Below are 16,395 nucleotides of genomic sequence, written 5' to 3' on the forward strand. Positions count from 1 at the left end.
GCGATTCCCAAGGAACTTGAAAAAAGAGCCAATTTTGCGCATGAAAGCAGCGTTTCTTCCAGATCGGGGCGTGATCAAGGTCTCTGGCGAGGACGCCCGCAACTTCCTCAACGGGCTCATCACGACTGATGTCGACCAGCTCAAACCGGGGCAGGCCCGGTTCGGCGCGCTGCTGACGCCGCAGGGCAAGATCATCGTCGATTTCCTGATCACCGAGGTGCCAGCTGGCCATGGCGGCGGCTTCCTGATCGACGCGCCGCGCCCGCTCGCCAAGGGGCTTGCCGACAAGCTCGGCTTCTACAAGCTGCGCGCCAAGGTCGTGGTCGAGAACCTCTCCGACAGCCTCGGCGTGCTGGCGGCCTGGGATGGCGAACCGGCCGCGACACCCGATCTCGCGTTCGCCGATCCGCGCAACGCAGCGCTGGGCTGGCGCATCCTGATCCCGGAAGACTTGAAGCAGAAGCTCGCTGAGCTGATCGGCGCCGATCTCGTCGACAGCAATGCCTACGAGGCGCATCGGATCGCGACCGGCGTGCCGCGCGGCGGGCTCGACTTCATGTATGGCGATGCCTTCCCGCACGAGACCAACATGGATCGCCTCAACGGCGTCGATTTCGACAAGGGCTGCTATGTCGGCCAGGAGGTGGTGTCGCGCATGCAGCACCGCGGCACCGCGCGCACCCGCACCGTGAAGATCATCCTCGACGGCCCCGCCCCCGAAGCCGGCGCGACGATCCTGGCCGGCGACAAGCAGGTCGGCACCATGGGCTCGACCGCTGCCGAGAAGGGTCTCGCACTGGTGCGGGTCGATCGCGTCACCGACGCGCTCGACGCCGGCCTGGCACTGACCGCGGGCGGCCTGCCGCTTCGGCTCGCCGATCCCGATGCCGTCCGCATCACACCCAAACAGACCGTCGCATGAGCCGTACCGCAAGATTGCATCCGGACGGCAAGACGCGCTGCCCGTGGCCGGGCGAGGACGCGTTCTATGTCGCCTATCACGACAATGAATGGGGCGTGCCGGAATATGACGACCGCGCGCTCTACGAAAAGCTGATCCTCGACGGATTCCAGGCCGGCCTGTCCTGGATCACGATCCTGCGCAAGCGCGACAATTTCCGCAAAGCCTTCGACGATTTCCAGCCCGAGAAGATCGCGCGCTACACCGACAAGAAGGTGCATGCGCTGATGAACGACGCCGGCATCGTGCGCAACCGCGCCAAGATCGAAGGCTCGATCTTGAGCGCGAAGGGCTACCTGGAAATCATGGAGAAGGGCCCGGGCTTCTCGAAATTCCTGTGGGACTTCGTCGACGGCAAGCCGAAGGTCAACCAGTTCAAGACCACCGCGAGCGTGCCGGCCTCGACGCCGGTCTCGGTCAAGGTCTCCAAGGAGCTCGGCGCACGCGGCTTCAAATTCGTCGGCCCCACCATTGTCTACGCCTTCATGCAGGCGACCGGCATGGTCAACGATCATCTCGTCACCTGCTTCTGCCACGAGAATTGCAGCGGCAAGCTCCGCACGCCGCGGCTCAAGAAGAAATGACGGCGCGCAAATCGACGGAGACCACCCGCGCCTGGCAGCGGATGTTGTCGGGACGCCGGCTGGACCTGCTTGACCCGTCACCGCTCGACATCGAGATCGTCGATATCGCGCACGGACTGGCGCGGGTCGCGCGCTGGAACGGGCAGACCTCGGGCGCGCACATCTTCTCGGTGGCGCAGCACACGCTGCTGGTCGAAGCCGTGATGCGCCAGCAGACCCCGCGCGTCGATATCAGCAATCGTCTCGCAGCATTGCTGCACGACGCGCCGGAGTACGTCATCGGCGACATGATCTCGCCGTTCAAGGCAGTGCTCGCAGGCGAATACAAGGCCGTGGAGAAGCGGCTGCTGTCGGCGATCCATATCCGCTTCGGCCTGCCTGCCGTGCTGGCCGATGAGATCACCCAGCAGATCAAGGCCGCCGATCGTGGCGCGGCCTATCTCGAGGCGACGCATCTGGCTGGATTCTCGCAAGCCGAGGCCAAGCGGCTGTTCGGCCGCGATCCGGAATTGCCCGAGGCGACCGAGCGCGACTATCTGACGCCGTGGACCGCGGCGCGGGCCGAGAAGCAGTTCCTCGAACGCTTCGCGACACTTCACCCATCATAGGTCCGGCACGGAGAACCATGCCCTCGGTTGCGCCGCAAAACGAATGACGGCACCGCGCTGGGCGCCTTTGCCCGCCCGGACGCAGCCGTTATAATCGGGCGTACCCGATCGCCCAAGGACCATCATGCTTCACGTCTGCTCGCTTGCCGCGCTTCCCGACACGGTTCGTGCCACTGGCGCCAGCCATGTGCTGACCGTGATGGCCAATGTCGACCAGGTGCAGCGGCCGGCCTCGGTGCTTCCGGCCAACCATCTGAAAGTATCGATGGACGACATCACCGAGCAGATGGACGGCTTCGTCGCGCCCAACGAGACCCATATCGAGCGCGTGCTGACCTTCGTGCGCAGCTGGGATCGCCGCGCGCCGATGGTGGTTCATTGCTACGCCGGCATCAGCCGCTCGACCGCAAGCGCGTTTGCCACCGTCTGTGCGCTCAATCCGCACCGCGACGAAATGGCCATCGCCCGGCTGATCCGCGATGCCTCGCCGATCGCGGCGCCCAACCGGCTGATCGTCAGCCTCGCCGACAAGGCACTGGGACGCGACGGCCGGATGCTGCGCGCACTCGATGCGATGGGCCCCGGCAGCATGAGCGTCGAAGGCCGGCCCTTCCGCATCGATCTGGAGTAGCACGGACATGCCACGCCCGGTGGCTTGAACTTCCAGACCCCTCAACTGCACTACTGGGTTGCGACGGGTGGCCGGCTGGCCGAAGGTCCGGCGCGCCCTGCCGGAGGCCCAATGTTCGATTCGCCGTTCGACTTCCTGACGCTCGTCATCGCCATTGTCGCGATCATCTTCGCGCGCAAGGCGCTGGGCCAGATCGCAGCGCTGCAACGGCGGCTGGATGCGATCGAGGCCGCGGGGGTGGCCGCCGCGCGGACGGCCGTGCCGCCGCCGCTGGCGCCGCTTCAGCAGTTCGAGCAGACACTTCCGCCGACGCCACCGATCGCACCGCCGCCGCTGCCCGAGGTGGCTGCAAGCGCGCCGGACGCGCGGATCGAGCCGACCGCGGAAGCTCTGAGCCCTGCCCCACCGCCGTTGCCGCAACCGGCGCCTTTGCCGCAGCCAGCGCCCGGCTTCGAGGAGACGCTCGGCACCCGCTGGGTGGTGTGGATCGGCGGCCTGACGCTCGCACTCGGCGGCTTCTTCATGGTGCGCTATTCGATCGAGGCCGGCCTGCTCGGCCCCGGCGTGCGCACCATGCTCGGCGGGTTGTTCGCGCTGGCGCTGCTCGGCGCTGGTGAATGGACGCGGCGCAAGGAGAGCATCTCCAACATCGCAGCACTGCCGATCGCGAACATTCCGGCGATCCTCACCGCGGCCGGCACCGCCGTGGCGTTCGCCACCGTCTACGCCGCCTACGCGCTGTACGACTTCCTCGCGCCGGCAACCGCCTTCATCCTGCTCGGCATGGTCGCGCTCGGCACGCTCGCGGCCGCGCTGTTGCACGGCCCTGCGCTGGCGGGGCTCGGCATCGTCGGCGCCTTCGTCACGCCGCTGCTGGTCTCATCCGACAAGCCCGACTACTGGTCGCTCTACGTCTATCTCGCGATCGTCACGGCGGCGGCGTTCGGCCTCGCGCGCATCCGGCTGTGGCGCTGGCTTGCGGCGACCACGATCGGCTTCGCTCTGCTGTGGACCTTCCCCTGCCTGCAATGCGGGCCGGAGCTGATCGCGCCGCACGTCTTCCACGTCATCGCGGGCTTCGTGCTGGCGGCCCTGCTGGTGGTCTGCGGCTTCATGTTCGGCCCCGACGCCGATGGCGAGGAGATCGAGCCGATCTCATCGGGCTCGCTCGCGGCCTATCTGTTCGGCGCGATGCTGATCGTGCTCAACAGCGCGCATGCCGACATCGCGATGATCGGCTTCGCGCTGCTCACAGCCGGCAGCCTTGTCGTCGCCTGGCGCGCGCCTGCGGCCACCGGCGCGATCGGCGCCGCGGCGGTGTTCGTCTTCGTCGTGTTCGGCGAGTGGGCGGTCCGCCGCAACGTCGACATGCTGGTGCTGCCGGGCGGTGCGATGCCAGGCATCGGCCCGTCGGCGACCGATGGCTCGGTCTCGCTGCATCTCGTCACCGCGGCGCTGTTCGCGGCCGCCTTCGGCATCGCCGGCTATCTCGCGCAGCTGCGTTTTGCCGCCACGAAGATCGCGGTGACCTGGGCCGCGGCGGCCGTGTTCACGCCGGTCGCGCTGCTGGTCGCGCTCTATGCACGGATCGCGCATCTCGATCGCTCGATCCCGTTCGCAATTCTCGCGGTGCTGCTCGCCGCAGCCTACGCCGCCGCGACCGAAGCACTGAGCCGCCGTGGCGAACGGCCGGAGCTGTCGCCCTCGATCGCGCTGTCGGCGACCGGTGCCCTCGCCTCACTCGCGCTTGCGCTCACCTTCGCGCTCGACAAGGGCTGGCTCACCATCGCGCTGGCGCTTGTGTCGATGGGCACGGCGTGGCTGTCGGTGCAGCGGCCGATCCCGTTCCTGCGCTGGCTCGCCGCAATTCTCGCCGCCATCGTGGTGCTGCGCATCGGCTACGAGCCGCGGATCGCGGGTGATGCCGTCGGCACCACGCCGATCTTCAACTGGCTGCTGTGGGGCTATGGCGTCCCGGCGCTGTCGTTCTGGGCCGGCAGCCATTTCCTGCGCCGCAACGCCGACGACGTGCCGCTGCGCATGGTCGAGTCGGCCGCGATCCTGTTCACGGTGCTGCTCGCCTTCATGGAGATCCGCCACGCGGTCAATGGCGGCGACGTCTATCGCGACAGCGCCGGGCTGACCGAGGTCGCATTGCAGGTCGGCGTGACGCTTGCGATGGCGATCGGGCTGGAGCGGCTGCGCCTGCGCAGCGGCAGCATCGTCCACAATGTCGGCGCGGTGCTGCTGACCGCCTTCGCCGGGCTCGCCAGCCTGTTCGGGCTGCTGGGGCTGGAGAACCCGATGCTGTGGTCGCAGGACGTCGGCGGCAGCTTCATCAATCTGCTGCTGCTCGGCTATGCGTTGCCGGCCGTGCTGGCGTTGCTGCTGTCCTATGCGGTGGCGAGCCACCGTCCGGCAAGCTACGCCAACACCATCGCAGCCGGCGCGCTCGTGCTTGCGCTTGCCTACGTCACCTTCGAGATTCGCAGGCTCTATCACGGGCCGGTGCTGGCGCAGGGCGAGACCACCGGCGCCGAGCAGTACACCTATTCGATCGCCTGGCTGATGTTCGGCGTCGCGCTGCTCGGCATCGGTATCGTGGTCAACTCGCAGCGCGCGCGGCTCGCATCCGCCGCAGTCATCGGGCTGACGATCCTGAAGGCATTCCTCGTCGACATGTCGACGCTCACCGGTGTCTACCGGGCGCTGTCGTTCATGTGCCTCGGCGTCGTGCTGGTGGCGATCGGCTGGCTGTATCAGCGAATCCTGTTCCGCAGGCGCGCCGCTCCGCCGCTCCCGCAGACCGAGGTGTGAAGCTTGCAGTGCTGAACGGCGAGAGCCTCAGTCGACGGATTCGGCGACCAGGCGAATCCGGAACACCGGCTTTCTGCCTTCGTCGAGCAGCTCCATGTGCCACTCGCTGTTCTGCTTCATGTTGCGCGAAATGCTGCCGAGGAAATTGCCGCAGACCTTGGTCATCTCGGCCCAGGCCACGTCGCGGCTCTCAAACTCGGTCGCGTGATCGGATGCGCCGGCGTAATCGCCGTCACTGATCCGGAAAAAATATTGCGCCATATCACTACTCAAATCGGTGTCCCCACCATTCCGCCTCGCGGCGATGAACGCTAGGTATTGAGTAGCTATCAAGGCGTGGCGACCGCCATCCGTATGACTACGGCTTGGCGTCTATTCCCGCTGGCGCGCAGATGAGCAATCAGTCGGTCGAGCGGCGCAATTCCGGGGGGCTCTCGACCTTGGCGGGCTCCGCCTTGACCGGTTCGAGCTTGGCGCTTCCGACCTGCGGTGTCTCAACCCGCGACACCACTTCGGTCTGCGAGGCATCGGCGGATCGGGTGCGCGGGTGGAGCGAACGTGGACGGGCCACCGCGCGCGCCATCAGCATCTGCTGGCCGCCCTGGTGACGGAAATCGCAATAGGCGAAGCCCATGCCGGAGACCGAGCCCCGGAACGAGCGATCGTCCTGCTTGTCGAGATTGAAGCAGGGCTCGAACGGAATGCCCTTCAGCGAGGCGCAAACGCTGGCGCCGCGGATTTGCAGCGTATTTCCAGGCAAACGCACGTGGCGGATCGGGCCGGAGCCGGAGAACTGGATCGAACCTGCCGCGCCGAGATCATCGAGGATGCGGCCGGCACCACGGGTGCCATCGAAACAGGTGAAGGCGAAGACCTTGCCGGCAACGAACTTGCGGGCCTCATCGGCGTTCATCATGCCTGCGAATGCCGGCACGACCATTGCTCCGGCCGTAACGGCCCCCAACACCAAACGCGCAAGCATGAGCTACTCCACTTACGAGCGCGGGCACCCGCTCCTTGTTGAGCATGACCCCCGCACCGACGCTTCTCGACGTCTGCGCGAGGAAACCCGGCCCCCCGGGATCACGCTGCAAGTCTCTTTACCCGCTGCTTACCATACCAACAGTGGCAACATTGGAGCAGCTTGGTTGGTAAAGTCTGAACGTCCTCAGACTATTTTTACCACGATGCGACCGCGGACCTGGCCGCCGAGGATTTTCGCGCCATAGGGCATGACGTCGTCCAAGGCGATTTCATGAGTGATATCAGCCAGTTTTGCCTTGTCCAAATCGCTGGCGAGGCGCTTCCAGGCGGTCCTGCGCAACTCGATCGGGCACATCACGGAATCGATACCGAGAAGGCACACACCGCGCAAAATGAAGGGCGCGACCGACGACGGCAGATCCATACCGGCCGCCAGACCGCAGGCCGCGATGGCGCCTCCGTATTTGGTCATCGACAGCAGATTGGCGAGCGTGGTGGAGCCAACGCTGTCGACGCCGCCGGCCCAGCGCTCCTTTGCAAGCGCCTTCGGGGCACCCGACAGTTCGGCGCGGTCGATCACCTCGGAGGCGCCGAGACCCTTGAGGTAGTCGGCCTCCGACATCCGCCCCGTCGAGGCGATGACGTGGTAGCCGAGCTTCGACAGCACGGCGATCGCGACCGAGCCGACGCCGCCGGCGGCGCCGGTCACCACGATCGGGCCGCTCTTGGGCGTGAGCCCGTGCTTCTCCAGCGCCAGCACCGACAGCATCGCGGTATAGCCGGCGGTACCGACCGCCATCGCATCGCGCGCTGAAATCCCGTCAGGCAGCCGCACCAGCCAGTCGCCCTTGACGCGGGCCTTCTCGGCATAGGCGCCGAGATGGGTCTCGCCCATGCCCCAGCCGTTGCAGACGACCTTGTCGCCCGCCTTCCAGTCCGGATGGCTGGAGTGCTCGACGGTGCCGGCGAAATCGATACCGGCGATCATCGGAAACCGGCGCACCACCGGTGCCTTGCCGGTCAGCGCCAGACCGTCCTTGTAGTTCAGCGTCGACCATTCGACGCGGACGGTGACGTCACCGTCCATCAACTCGGCTTCGTCAAACTGGGTGAGCGCGGCGGTGGTACCTTTGTCCGCCTTGTCGATCCTGATTGCCTTGAACGTTGCCACGATATGCACTCCCCGTAATCTTGGTTTCGGGGAGTTTTTATCTGATCAGGCGGGCTGCGCAACCGGGCGCGCCACCGGCGCTTCGACGATCGGCAGGTTGATCAGCGCCGACAGCACGCCGAACACCACCGACAGCCACCAGATCGGCGTGTAGGAACCATATTGCTCGAATACGATGCCGCCGAGCCAGACCCCGAGAAAGCCGCCGACCTGATGGCTGACGAAAGCGAAGCCATAGAGGGTGGAGAACCAGCGGGTGCCGAACATCAGCGCCACGAGCGCCGAGGTCGGAGGCACGCTCGACAGCCACAGCAGCCCCGAAACCGCACCGAACGCGATCGCCGAGAACGGCGTTACCGGGAATGTGATGAAGGCAATGGTCGCCAGCGCCCGCGAAAAGTAGATCACCGAGAGCAAATAGCGCTTCGGAAAGTAGTTTTGCAGCCAGCCGACGCTGAGCGAGCCGACGATGTTGAACAGGCCGATCGCAGCGACCACCCAACCGCCTGTCGTCGCCGGGATGCCGCGATCGGCAAGATAGGCCGGCAAATGGATGGTGATGAAGGCGAGCTGGAAGCCGCAGGTGAAGAACCCGATCACCAGCAGCACGTAGGAGCGATGACCGAAGGCTTCGGCCAACGCCGTCCTGAATGACTGTTGATCGGCGGGCGCCGCGTCCTTCGTCGCCGCCGGCGGCGTCGCGAGCGCGAGCGACAGCGGCAGGATCAGCAGCATCAGCGCACTGAACACCACGAGCGCGGTCTGCCAGCCGAAATTGTCGATCATGGCGACGCCGAACGGCGCAAACAGGAACTGGCCGAACGAGCCCGCGGCGGTGCCGGCGCCGAGCGCGATGCCGCGCTTTTCGGGCGGCAACAGCTTGCTGAACGCGGCCAGCACCAGATTGAACGACGAGCCCGACAGGCCGAAACCGATCAGCACGCCGGCGCTGATGTCGAGCGACAAGGACGTGGTCGAGTAGCGCATCAGCAGCAGGCCGGCAGCGTACAGCAAGGCGCCGACGAACATCACGCGCAGCAGCCCGAAGCGGTCGGCAATGGCGCCTGCGATCGGCTGGCCGAGCCCCCACAGCAGGTTCTGCAACGCGATGGCAAGGCCGAACACGTCGCGGCCCCAGGCGAATTCGCGGCCCATCGGCTGCACGAAGAAACCGAGGCTGGAGCGCGGGCCAAAACTCAGCAGCGCGATCGCGCAGCCGCAGACGATGATGACCAGCGGCGTGCGCCAGGTGCCCGATGTAGGTCGAAGATCCCCTGTCGTAACGGCCATGTTGCCTTCCCCCGCACTGCCGCGCGGGGAACCGGCCCCGCCGAACGTTACGGGGAGTTAATGCATATGCATGAAGAGCCCAAGAGGCGCCGGAGAAAAATATTCGCCCGCAGGGCTGCCTTGCAGAATCCGAGAGGATGATGGGCGTCATTCCGGGGCATGGCGACCCCGGCTTGGGCGCTCGCTATCGCTTGGCGCTGGCCATCTCGGCCGAGCTCTGGGCCGCCTCGGCGAGCTGCGCCGAGATCTTGGCGGTCTCCGCCGGATTGCCCCAGCTCGGCGCGTCGCTGCCGTCGCCCCAGGCGCGCGGGCGATAGAAGGTATGGACGCCGAACTTGTACATCTTCTTCATCTCGCTGACCCAGGACGGCCGCACCCAATAGGCGTGGTAGTGGGTCGAGCGGTCGACCTCGGGCAGCCACAATTTGCCGTCGAGCATCGCCTTCGCGATCTTCCTGGCGCGGTCCCACATGTCGGGCTCGCGGACGACGTCGGGGATGTTGTCGCAGGCGAAGGTGAACTGACAGGCGTAATGACGGTTCTTGTTCTGGTAGACCACGCCGCACACCGTCTCCGGATATTTGCCGGAGAAGGCGCGGTTCAGCACCACCTGGGCGACCGCGATCTGGCCGCGCACCGCTTCGCCGCGCGCCTCGAAGTAGACCGCCTCCGCCAGGCACTTCTCCGACTTGGCGCGCGACTTCTGGTCGAACAGGCCGAGCCGTTCCGCCGGCGTCTTGGAGTGCTGGTCGTCGGCGTTGACCTCGCCCTTCGGCGCGACGCTCTCGCCCATCTCGCCGGCCTTGACCGGCCCATCCGCATCGACCGGCAGTGATGCCATCACCTTCATGTCGGGATCGGGCTGAGCGGCCGGCGTCACCACGACCGGCGCCTCGCCGGGCTGCCAGTGCTCGAGATTCTCGGGCGTGCCGAGCGACGAACCGAAGAACAGGCTGGCGGTCTGGAACGCGAACGGGTCGCGCTCATGCGTTGCATCGACGGGCGGCGCAGCGGCAGGCTTCACGGGCGACGGCTTCAGGTCGTCGAGCGGGTTGGCCTCGAGCGACATCGAGACGTCGTATTGCTGCGGCGACGGCTTCGTATACTGCGGCAATGGCGGCGCACGCAGCGCCTCCTGCAATTCCGGATCGAGCGGCGCGCTGTCGGCAGGTGCGCTGCCACTCACCGCGGTCGCGGTCTTCATGCCCTTGACCGACGAATTGGACGTCGCGGGGTCCTCGTTCGCCGGCAGCGTGTTTGCCGGCTGCACCGGCTCGACCTGATCGGGCCGACTGACGACGAGCCGATCGCCCTTCTTGGTGCGATCGACCTTGGGAAAATCGGAGGCCTGGTAGCGCGGCGGCGGCGTGGTGATCGGATTGCGGGTGACGGCGCCGGTGACGTCGGCGCTGGAGTCCAGCCGTGCGAGCAGGAGCTGCGGATCTTGCGGCGCCGAGGTTCCGATCGGACGGCCAAAGCTGTAGGTCGCGACCTGGATCGAGCCGACGGCGGACGCGAACACGCGCTTCTGCCAGCGCTCGGCGACACCGGGCTGCCGGGCCAACAGCGACGCGATATCCTGGTATCCGAGCTCGGTCGGCATCAAGGAGAAGATGCAAAGACCGAGACCGAAGAGCGCAAACCGTGCGCCCTTCGGCTGGTTACGCGACACAAACATCGTACGCTCACGCAACGCTTACTGAGTGCAATCGAACGCGCACCATCCGCGCAATTCGACCTTCTCCGTTGCTAATCTGTTTAGGTTGCCGCGGAGTTAATCGGCGTTGCCCGCGCGCTACACTCAAGCGATCGCAGTGGCGTCGCGCCTGGCATCGCGCGCCTTGGTAAATGCGCGGCGCATGAAAGTCGTAAACAACAGGTCAACGAGGATGGTGAACGAAGTGTTGCGCGTGCATCTCCCCACCGTCATTGCGAGGAGCGAAGCGACGAAGCAATCCATCGGTCCGCATATGCCGCTCGCTGTCATCACCCGCGAAACCGGGCGATGACATCATCGGGCGCGCGTTCGCACGACCCGTTCGTTCGCAATGACGAAGTCTTCAAGCGCAGCCGACGAAAACGAAAATGCCCGGGACCAGCCCGGGCATGTCGTCGTGTGAATGATGTGCTCACGCCTGGCTGGCGATCTCCTTGCCGAGCGCGGCCTGCGCGGCGGCGAGGCGCGCGATCGGCACGCGGTAGGGCGAGCACGAGACGTAGTCGAGCCCGACCTCGTGGCAGAACGCGACCGAGGCGGGGTCGCCGCCATGCTCGCCGCAGATGCCGACCTTCAGGTTCGGCCGGGTCTTGCGGCCGCGCGTGACGCCGATCCGGACCAACTCGCCGACGCCGTCGCGATCGACCGAGATGAACGGATCGATTTCGAGGATGCCCTTGGCGACATAGGTGCCGAGGAAGCTCGCGGCGTCGTCACGGCTGATGCCGTAGGTGGTCTGCGTCAGGTCGTTGGTGCCGAACGAGAAGAACTCGGCGGTTTCGGCCACCTGGCCGGCCATCAGGCAGGCGCGCGGCAGCTCGATCATGGTGCCGACCTGATAGGTCAGCTTGACGCCGGTTTCCTTCATCACCGCGTTGGCGGTGGCATCGATCCGCGCCTTGACCAGATCGAACTCGGCCTTGGTCGCGATCAGCGGCACCATCACCTCGAGGCCGACCGGCTTGCCGGTGCGCTTGCCGGCTTCGACGGCGGCCTCGAAGATCGCGCGCGCCTGCATCTCCGCGATCTCCGGATAGGCGATCGCGAGACGGCAGCCGCGGAAGCCGAGCATCGGGTTGAACTCGGACAGTTCGCGGGCGCGGTCGGCGAGCTTGCGCGGATCGGTGTTCATGGCGCGCGCCACTTCCTCGATCTCGGCCTGGGTATGCGGCAGGAACTCGTGCAGCGGCGGATCGAGCAAGCGGATCGTGACCGGCAGGCCCTTCATGATCTCGAACAGCTCGACGAAATCGGCGCGCTGCATCGGCAGCAACTTCGACAGCGCCGAGCGGCGCGACTGCTCGTCCTCGGAGAGGATCATCTCGCGCACGGTGCGGATGCGGGTCTCCTCGAAGAACATGTGCTCGGTGCGGCAGAGGCCGATGCCTTCGGCGCCGAACTTCACCGCGGTGCGCGCATCGTCGGGCGTATCGCCGTTGACGCGGACGCCGAGCTTGCGGACCTCGTCGGCCCAGCCCATCAGCGTGCCGAACTCGCCGGACAGTTCCGGCTCGATCATCGGCATGCGGCCGGCCAGCACCTGACCGACCGAGCCGTCGATGGTGATGACGTCACCGGTCTTGAAGGTACGCTGACCCACGCTCATGGTGCCGCGGCCATAATCGACGCGGATGGTGCCGCAACCGGAGACGCAGGGCTTACCCATGCCGCGCGCGACCACCGCCGCGTGCGACGTCATGCCGCCCCTGGTGGTGAGGATGCCTTCGGCGGCATGCATGCCGTGGATGTCTTCCGGGCTGGTCTCGATGCGGACCAGGATCACCTTGCGGCCGTCGGCCTGCAACTTGGCCGCTTCGTCCGACGAGAACACGATCTCGCCGGAGGCGGCACCGGGCGACGCCGGCAGGCCGGTCGCGATCACGTCGCGCTTGGCGGCCGGATCGATGGTCGGGTGCAGCAGTTGGTCCAGCGAGGCCGGATCGATCCGCGTCACCGCGTCCTTGCGCGAGATCAGGCCCTCATTGGCGAGCTCGACCGCGATGCGCAGCGCCGCCTTGGCGGTGCGCTTGCCGCCGCGGGTCTGCAACATCCACAGCTTGCCCTGCTCGACCGTGAACTCCATGTCCTGCATGTCGCGGTAATGCTTCTCGAGCAGCGTGTAGATCCGCGTCAGCTCCTTGAACGCGGCCGGCATCGCGGCTTCCATCGACAGCTTGTCGGACCCGCTCTCCTGGCGGGCCTCCTCGGTGATGTCCTGCGGCGTGCGGATGCCGGCGACGACGTCCTCGCCCTGTGCGTTGATCAGGAACTCGCCGTACAGCTTGCTCTCGCCGGTCGACGGGTTGCGGGTGAACGCGACGCCGGTCGCCGAGGTCTCGCCCATGTTGCCGAACACCATCGCCTGCACGTTGACGGCGGTGCCCCAGGATTCCGGGATGTCGTGCAGCTTGCGGTAGGTCACCGCGCGCGCGTTCATCCAGGATGAGAACACAGCTCCGATCGCGCCCCACAGCTGGTCGTGCGGATCCTGCGGGAAGTCGTGGCCGGTCTCCTTGGCGACCGCTTCCTTGTACTTGCCGACCAGTTCGACCCAGTCGTCGCCGGTGAGGTCGGTGTCGAGCGAATAGCCCTGGCCGTCCTTGAAGGTGTCGAGGATGTCCTCGAAATGATGATGCTCGAAGCCGAGCACCACGTCCGAATACATCGTGATGAAGCGGCGATAGCTGTCATAGGCGAAACGGCGGTCGCCGGAGAGCTCGGCGAGCGCTTCGACGGTCTGGTCGTTGAGACCGAGATTGAGCACGGTGTCCATCATGCCCGGCATCGAGGCGCGGGCGCCCGAGCGGACCGAGACCAGCAGCGGGTTCCTGGCGTCGCCGAAGGTCTTGCCGGTCAGCTTGCCGACATAGTCGAGCGCCTTCTCGACCTGCGCTTTCAATTCCTTCGGATAGGTCTTGTCGTGGTCGTAGAAGTAGGTGCAGACCGAGGTCGGAATCGTGAAGCCGGGAGGCACCGGCAGGCCGAGATTGGCCATCTCGGCGAGATTGGCGCCCTTGCCGCCGAGCAGATCGCGCAGGGTCGCCTGCCCCTCGGCCTTGCCGTCGCCAAAAGTATAGACCCACTTGCCGGCCTTGATCGCAACCGGAGCCACCTTCTTCGCAACAGCCTTCGGCGGTGCCTTGGCAGCCGGCTTCGCGGCCGGTTTGGCTGCGGCCTTCGGGGCCGCCTTCGGGGCGCTCTTCTTCAGCGCCTTGCGGACCGGAGCGGCCTTGCGGGCGGCGGCGGAGGGCTTTGATTTCGCTGCGGTTTTACCGGCAGTTTTCGCAGCAGTTTTCTTGGACTTCGCGACGGCTTTGGCCATGTCAGACAACAATCCGGAAGGAGGGGTCGAAGATGCGCGCCTTACACCATTTTGAGGGGTTCCGCGCAAGCCGCGAAACCCCGCTTTCCCGCTACAGGTGCAGCCAGCGCAGCAGGCCCATCCCTACCAGCCCGACGAAGATCAGGTAGATCGCGACGATGTAGTTGAGGAGCCGCGGCATGATCAGGATCAGGACGCCTGCAATCAGAGCGACAATGTGCGGCAAATGCCCAGCGGTGATGACCATTGAAGTTTCTCCGGCAGTTTTTGGAAGAGCGAATCGAGCGGCAGTTTATCCGCTGGGGAGGTTCCCGCATCAAGACGTCTGTCGCCGCAACAAGTTCCCGCAGCTCACGAAAATTGCTCCAAATTGCCGCGTATGTGGCGGCGGTTTTCCGGAACGTCATCACATCGGATGCATTGGCTCGCCATGCGCATCGGCGAAAGCCGGAGCGCTTGCGTGAAAGAATGGAGCCAGCCATGCGAAACAGGTTACTTGCCGTTGCAGCGGTTGCTGCCGCGATCACGGTGCCGGCTGTTGCCGCACAGGCCCAGACCGTCGGCATCGTCCGCGGTGGTCCTCCGGTCGCAGTCGAGGAGGATGGAGGGATTGCCGTCGATCAGCGTCCCGCCTTCCGCGAATACATCGTGCGCGAGCGCGTGCCGAACTACAGCGTTCCGGACCGTGTCGTGGTCGGCACCGTGCTGCCCGACGCCGGCGTGACCTATTACGACGTGCCGCAGCGGTTCGGCGCAACGCCCTATCGCTACACCGTCGTGAACGGCGAGACCGTTCTGGTCGAGCCGCGTTCGCGACGGATCGTTCAGGTGGTCGACTAGATCGACGTCAGCACGATCGCCTGAACGAACAGTCCGGACGTCGCGCAAGCGGATGTGCGCGAACATCGACCGGACCAGAAAGCCCCGCCCGGCCTCCCCTCCGGGTGGGGCTTCTCTGTTGTGATGCGATGAACTCTGGCGTGTGATGACATTGAGTTGGGCTGGGTCGACAGCCGTGGTTTACCTCTCCCTTGGGAGAGGTCGGCGCGTAGTGCCGGGTGAGGGGTTGCGGTCCCTCGTTGGAGTTGCGGCCCCTCACCCGATTTGCCGCGCAAATCGACCTCTCCCCGATGGGGAGAGGTGAAGCAAGTGCGTTGATCGAACCGGTTCAATCCAAGCTCATCTTCCTTTGGCGCCTGCTTACGATCTCAGGATCGAGAGCAGCGTCGAGGTCGATTTGTAGTTCTTGATCGCGGCGTCCTGGAAATCCTGGGTCCAGTTGGCCGCCTGGCGCTCTTCCGCGCTCATCGAGGAATATTGCTTGAGGATGCCGAGCGAGAACTGGCGGGGATCGCCGGCGGACTGGCTCTGCTTCAGCGCGTCGAGCACGGCAAGGCGGGTCCGCGTGTTGAGCTCCTGCTTGGCCGCGAAGATCTCTTCGCCGGAGAACTTCTTGTCCTGGTTCAGCGTGATCGCCGACAGCGAGCGATTGTCGAGCGACGACAGATCGGCGAGCTGTCCGGTCTTGCGACGGGAATCGTAAACCAGTTCCTTGCCGTTCTTCGCCGCGTCGCTCTTCTGCCGATCGAGGAAGGCACGCACGTCGGTCGCCACGCTGGAGAAGTCGCGCGTATGGCCCGTCGTCGGCGACGTGGTCCCGGCCAGCGCGGCCGCGATCGGATCACCCGTGATCCCGCTTGGCGCCTTGTTCGGATCCTGCTGCGTCGCCTGATAGCCCTTCAGCACCGCGGCGCGCTGGTTGGCCCAGGTCGCGGTGGCCTTCTCCTCGTCGCTGGCACCATCGAGATAATCGAGCGCCGCCTTGTAGCTGACGCTGTAGTCGCCGGTCAGCCGCGTGGTCGCGAGCGACGGCGCCAAGGCCTTGTCGAAGCGCTGCTTCAATTCGGTCGCGGCAACCGCCTGCTCGTCCGGCGTGAACTTGCCGCCATTGTTGGTCGAGATCGCAAACAGCGAGCGGCGGTCGAGGGTCGAGAGATCAATCGTGGTCTTGCCGTCGACGATCGGCTTCTTGACGCCCGCGACCGTGTAGAGCCGGTCGAGCGTCGTGCGCGCATCGCTGGTGACGGTCGCGAAATCCGGCAGCGGTGCCTTGGCGAGCTGCGCGCGGGCCGCGTCCGACAGCGTGAGGTTGGTTGCAGCGCCAGGGGTCGCGGACGCCGAGAGATCGCTGGCGGTGCCGTCGCCCGACAGGGTCGCCGCCAGCGAGGGCGTCGCGGCAGCACGCGCATAGGCCGAGCCATATTGGGCGTAGGGATTGGCGGTGGTGCCGATCGAGGTCATCGGGGAGGT

Annotated in this window: 14 protein-coding genes; 6 read left to right on the forward strand and 8 right to left on the reverse strand. The window is 65.9% G+C overall.

The window, feature by feature from the left end:
* The first annotated feature begins 40 nt into the window (after positions 1-40).
* The 5 genes from CWS35_RS34020 to CWS35_RS34040 all read left to right on the forward strand — a co-directional run bounded on the left by CWS35_RS34020 (position 41) and on the right by CWS35_RS34040 (position 5,601).
* Positions 41-922, forward strand: a complete 882-nt coding sequence (locus CWS35_RS34020) for a folate-binding protein YgfZ (RefSeq protein WP_024579963.1) — start codon at positions 41-43, stop codon at positions 920-922.
* Positions 919-1,545, forward strand: coding sequence for a DNA-3-methyladenine glycosylase I (locus tag CWS35_RS34025; RefSeq protein ID WP_100955548.1), 627 nt, complete (start codon positions 919-921; stop codon positions 1,543-1,545). Before CWS35_RS34020 ends, CWS35_RS34025 begins: the two co-directional genes overlap by 4 nt.
* Positions 1,542-2,153 (forward strand): YfbR-like 5'-deoxynucleotidase, encoded by a 612-nt coding sequence (locus CWS35_RS34030; RefSeq protein ID WP_100955549.1) that lies wholly within the window; start codon positions 1,542-1,544, stop codon positions 2,151-2,153. The genes CWS35_RS34025 and CWS35_RS34030 overlap by 4 nt, the downstream gene beginning before the upstream one ends.
* A 124-nt stretch (positions 2,154-2,277) precedes the next feature.
* Positions 2,278-2,784 (forward strand): tyrosine phosphatase family protein, encoded by a 507-nt coding sequence (locus CWS35_RS34035; RefSeq protein WP_024579960.1) that lies wholly within the window; start codon positions 2,278-2,280, stop codon positions 2,782-2,784.
* Positions 2,785-2,895: 111 nt separating this feature from the next.
* Positions 2,896-5,601, forward strand: coding sequence for a DUF2339 domain-containing protein (locus tag CWS35_RS34040; RefSeq protein WP_100955550.1), 2,706 nt, complete (start codon positions 2,896-2,898; stop codon positions 5,599-5,601).
* Between the two features lie 27 nt (positions 5,602-5,628).
* Here the strand turns inward: CWS35_RS34040 and CWS35_RS34045 are convergent, their stop codons facing one another.
* From CWS35_RS34045 to CWS35_RS34080, 7 genes are all read right to left on the reverse strand, one after another.
* Positions 5,629-5,862, reverse strand: a complete 234-nt coding sequence (locus tag CWS35_RS34045; protein ID WP_024579958.1) for a hypothetical protein — start codon at positions 5,860-5,862, stop codon at positions 5,629-5,631.
* Between the two features lie 139 nt (positions 5,863-6,001).
* Positions 6,002-6,583, reverse strand: coding sequence for a hypothetical protein (locus CWS35_RS34050; protein WP_024579957.1), 582 nt, complete (start codon positions 6,581-6,583; stop codon positions 6,002-6,004).
* A 186-nt stretch (positions 6,584-6,769) separates the two neighbouring features.
* Positions 6,770-7,756, reverse strand: coding sequence for an MDR family oxidoreductase (locus CWS35_RS34055; RefSeq protein ID WP_100956902.1), 987 nt, complete (start codon positions 7,754-7,756; stop codon positions 6,770-6,772).
* 45 nt (positions 7,757-7,801) lie between these two features.
* On the reverse strand, positions 7,802-9,046 hold the full coding sequence (locus CWS35_RS34060; protein WP_100955551.1) for an MFS transporter: 1,245 nt from the start codon (positions 9,044-9,046) through the stop codon (positions 7,802-7,804).
* A gap of 184 nt (positions 9,047-9,230) precedes the next feature.
* A complete protein-coding gene (locus tag CWS35_RS34065) occupies positions 9,231-10,724 on the reverse strand; it encodes a cell wall hydrolase (protein ID WP_100955552.1) in 1,494 nt (497 codons plus the stop codon).
* Positions 10,725-11,175: 451 nt separating this feature from the next.
* On the reverse strand, positions 11,176-14,085 hold the full coding sequence (ppdK, locus tag CWS35_RS34075; RefSeq protein ID WP_024579953.1) for a pyruvate, phosphate dikinase: 2,910 nt from the start codon (positions 14,083-14,085) through the stop codon (positions 11,176-11,178).
* Between the two features lie 91 nt (positions 14,086-14,176).
* Positions 14,177-14,332, reverse strand: a complete 156-nt coding sequence (locus tag CWS35_RS34080; RefSeq protein WP_080891118.1) for a DUF3096 domain-containing protein — start codon at positions 14,330-14,332, stop codon at positions 14,177-14,179.
* A 233-nt stretch (positions 14,333-14,565) separates the two neighbouring features.
* Here CWS35_RS34080 and CWS35_RS34085 point away from each other — a divergent pair, with 233 nt between their 5' ends.
* A complete protein-coding gene (locus CWS35_RS34085; protein ID WP_024579952.1) occupies positions 14,566-14,925 on the forward strand; it encodes a DUF1236 domain-containing protein in 360 nt (119 codons plus the stop codon).
* 360 nt (positions 14,926-15,285) lie between these two features.
* Here the strand turns inward: CWS35_RS34085 and CWS35_RS34090 are convergent, their stop codons facing one another.
* On the reverse strand, positions 15,286-16,386 hold the full coding sequence (locus tag CWS35_RS34090; RefSeq protein WP_100955554.1) for a hypothetical protein: 1,101 nt from the start codon (positions 16,384-16,386) through the stop codon (positions 15,286-15,288).
* Between the last annotated feature and the right edge of the window lie 9 nt (positions 16,387-16,395).

Origin of the sequence: Bradyrhizobium sp. SK17, assembly GCF_002831585.1 — a bacterium.
GTDB lineage: Bacteria > Pseudomonadota > Alphaproteobacteria > Rhizobiales > Xanthobacteraceae > Bradyrhizobium.

Coding starts and splice junctions, on each gene's coding strand:
- CWS35_RS34020 (WP_024579963.1), top strand. CDS start 41: ATGAAAGCAGCGTTTCTTCCAGATCGGGGCGTGATCAAGGTCTCTGGC.
- CWS35_RS34085 (WP_024579952.1), top strand. CDS start 14,566: ATGCGAAACAGGTTACTTGCCGTTGCAGCGGTTGCTGCCGCGATCACG.
- CWS35_RS34050 (WP_024579957.1), bottom strand. CDS start 6,583: ATGCTTGCGCGTTTGGTGTTGGGGGCCGTTACGGCCGGAGCAATGGTC.
- CWS35_RS34035 (WP_024579960.1), top strand. CDS start 2,278: ATGCTTCACGTCTGCTCGCTTGCCGCGCTTCCCGACACGGTTCGTGCC.
- CWS35_RS34065 (WP_100955552.1), bottom strand. CDS start 10,724: ATGTTTGTGTCGCGTAACCAGCCGAAGGGCGCACGGTTTGCGCTCTTC.
- CWS35_RS34045 (WP_024579958.1), bottom strand. CDS start 5,862: ATGGCGCAATATTTTTTCCGGATCAGTGACGGCGATTACGCCGGCGCA.
- ppdK (WP_024579953.1), bottom strand. CDS start 14,085: ATGGCCAAAGCCGTCGCGAAGTCCAAGAAAACTGCTGCGAAAACTGCC.
- CWS35_RS34040 (WP_100955550.1), top strand. CDS start 2,896: ATGTTCGATTCGCCGTTCGACTTCCTGACGCTCGTCATCGCCATTGTC.
- CWS35_RS34030 (WP_100955549.1), top strand. CDS start 1,542: ATGACGGCGCGCAAATCGACGGAGACCACCCGCGCCTGGCAGCGGATG.
- CWS35_RS34060 (WP_100955551.1), bottom strand. CDS start 9,046: ATGGCCGTTACGACAGGGGATCTTCGACCTACATCGGGCACCTGGCGC.
- CWS35_RS34025 (WP_100955548.1), top strand. CDS start 919: ATGAGCCGTACCGCAAGATTGCATCCGGACGGCAAGACGCGCTGCCCG.
- CWS35_RS34080 (WP_080891118.1), bottom strand. CDS start 14,332: ATGGTCATCACCGCTGGGCATTTGCCGCACATTGTCGCTCTGATTGCA.
- CWS35_RS34090 (WP_100955554.1), bottom strand. CDS start 16,386: ATGACCTCGATCGGCACCACCGCCAATCCCTACGCCCAATATGGCTCG.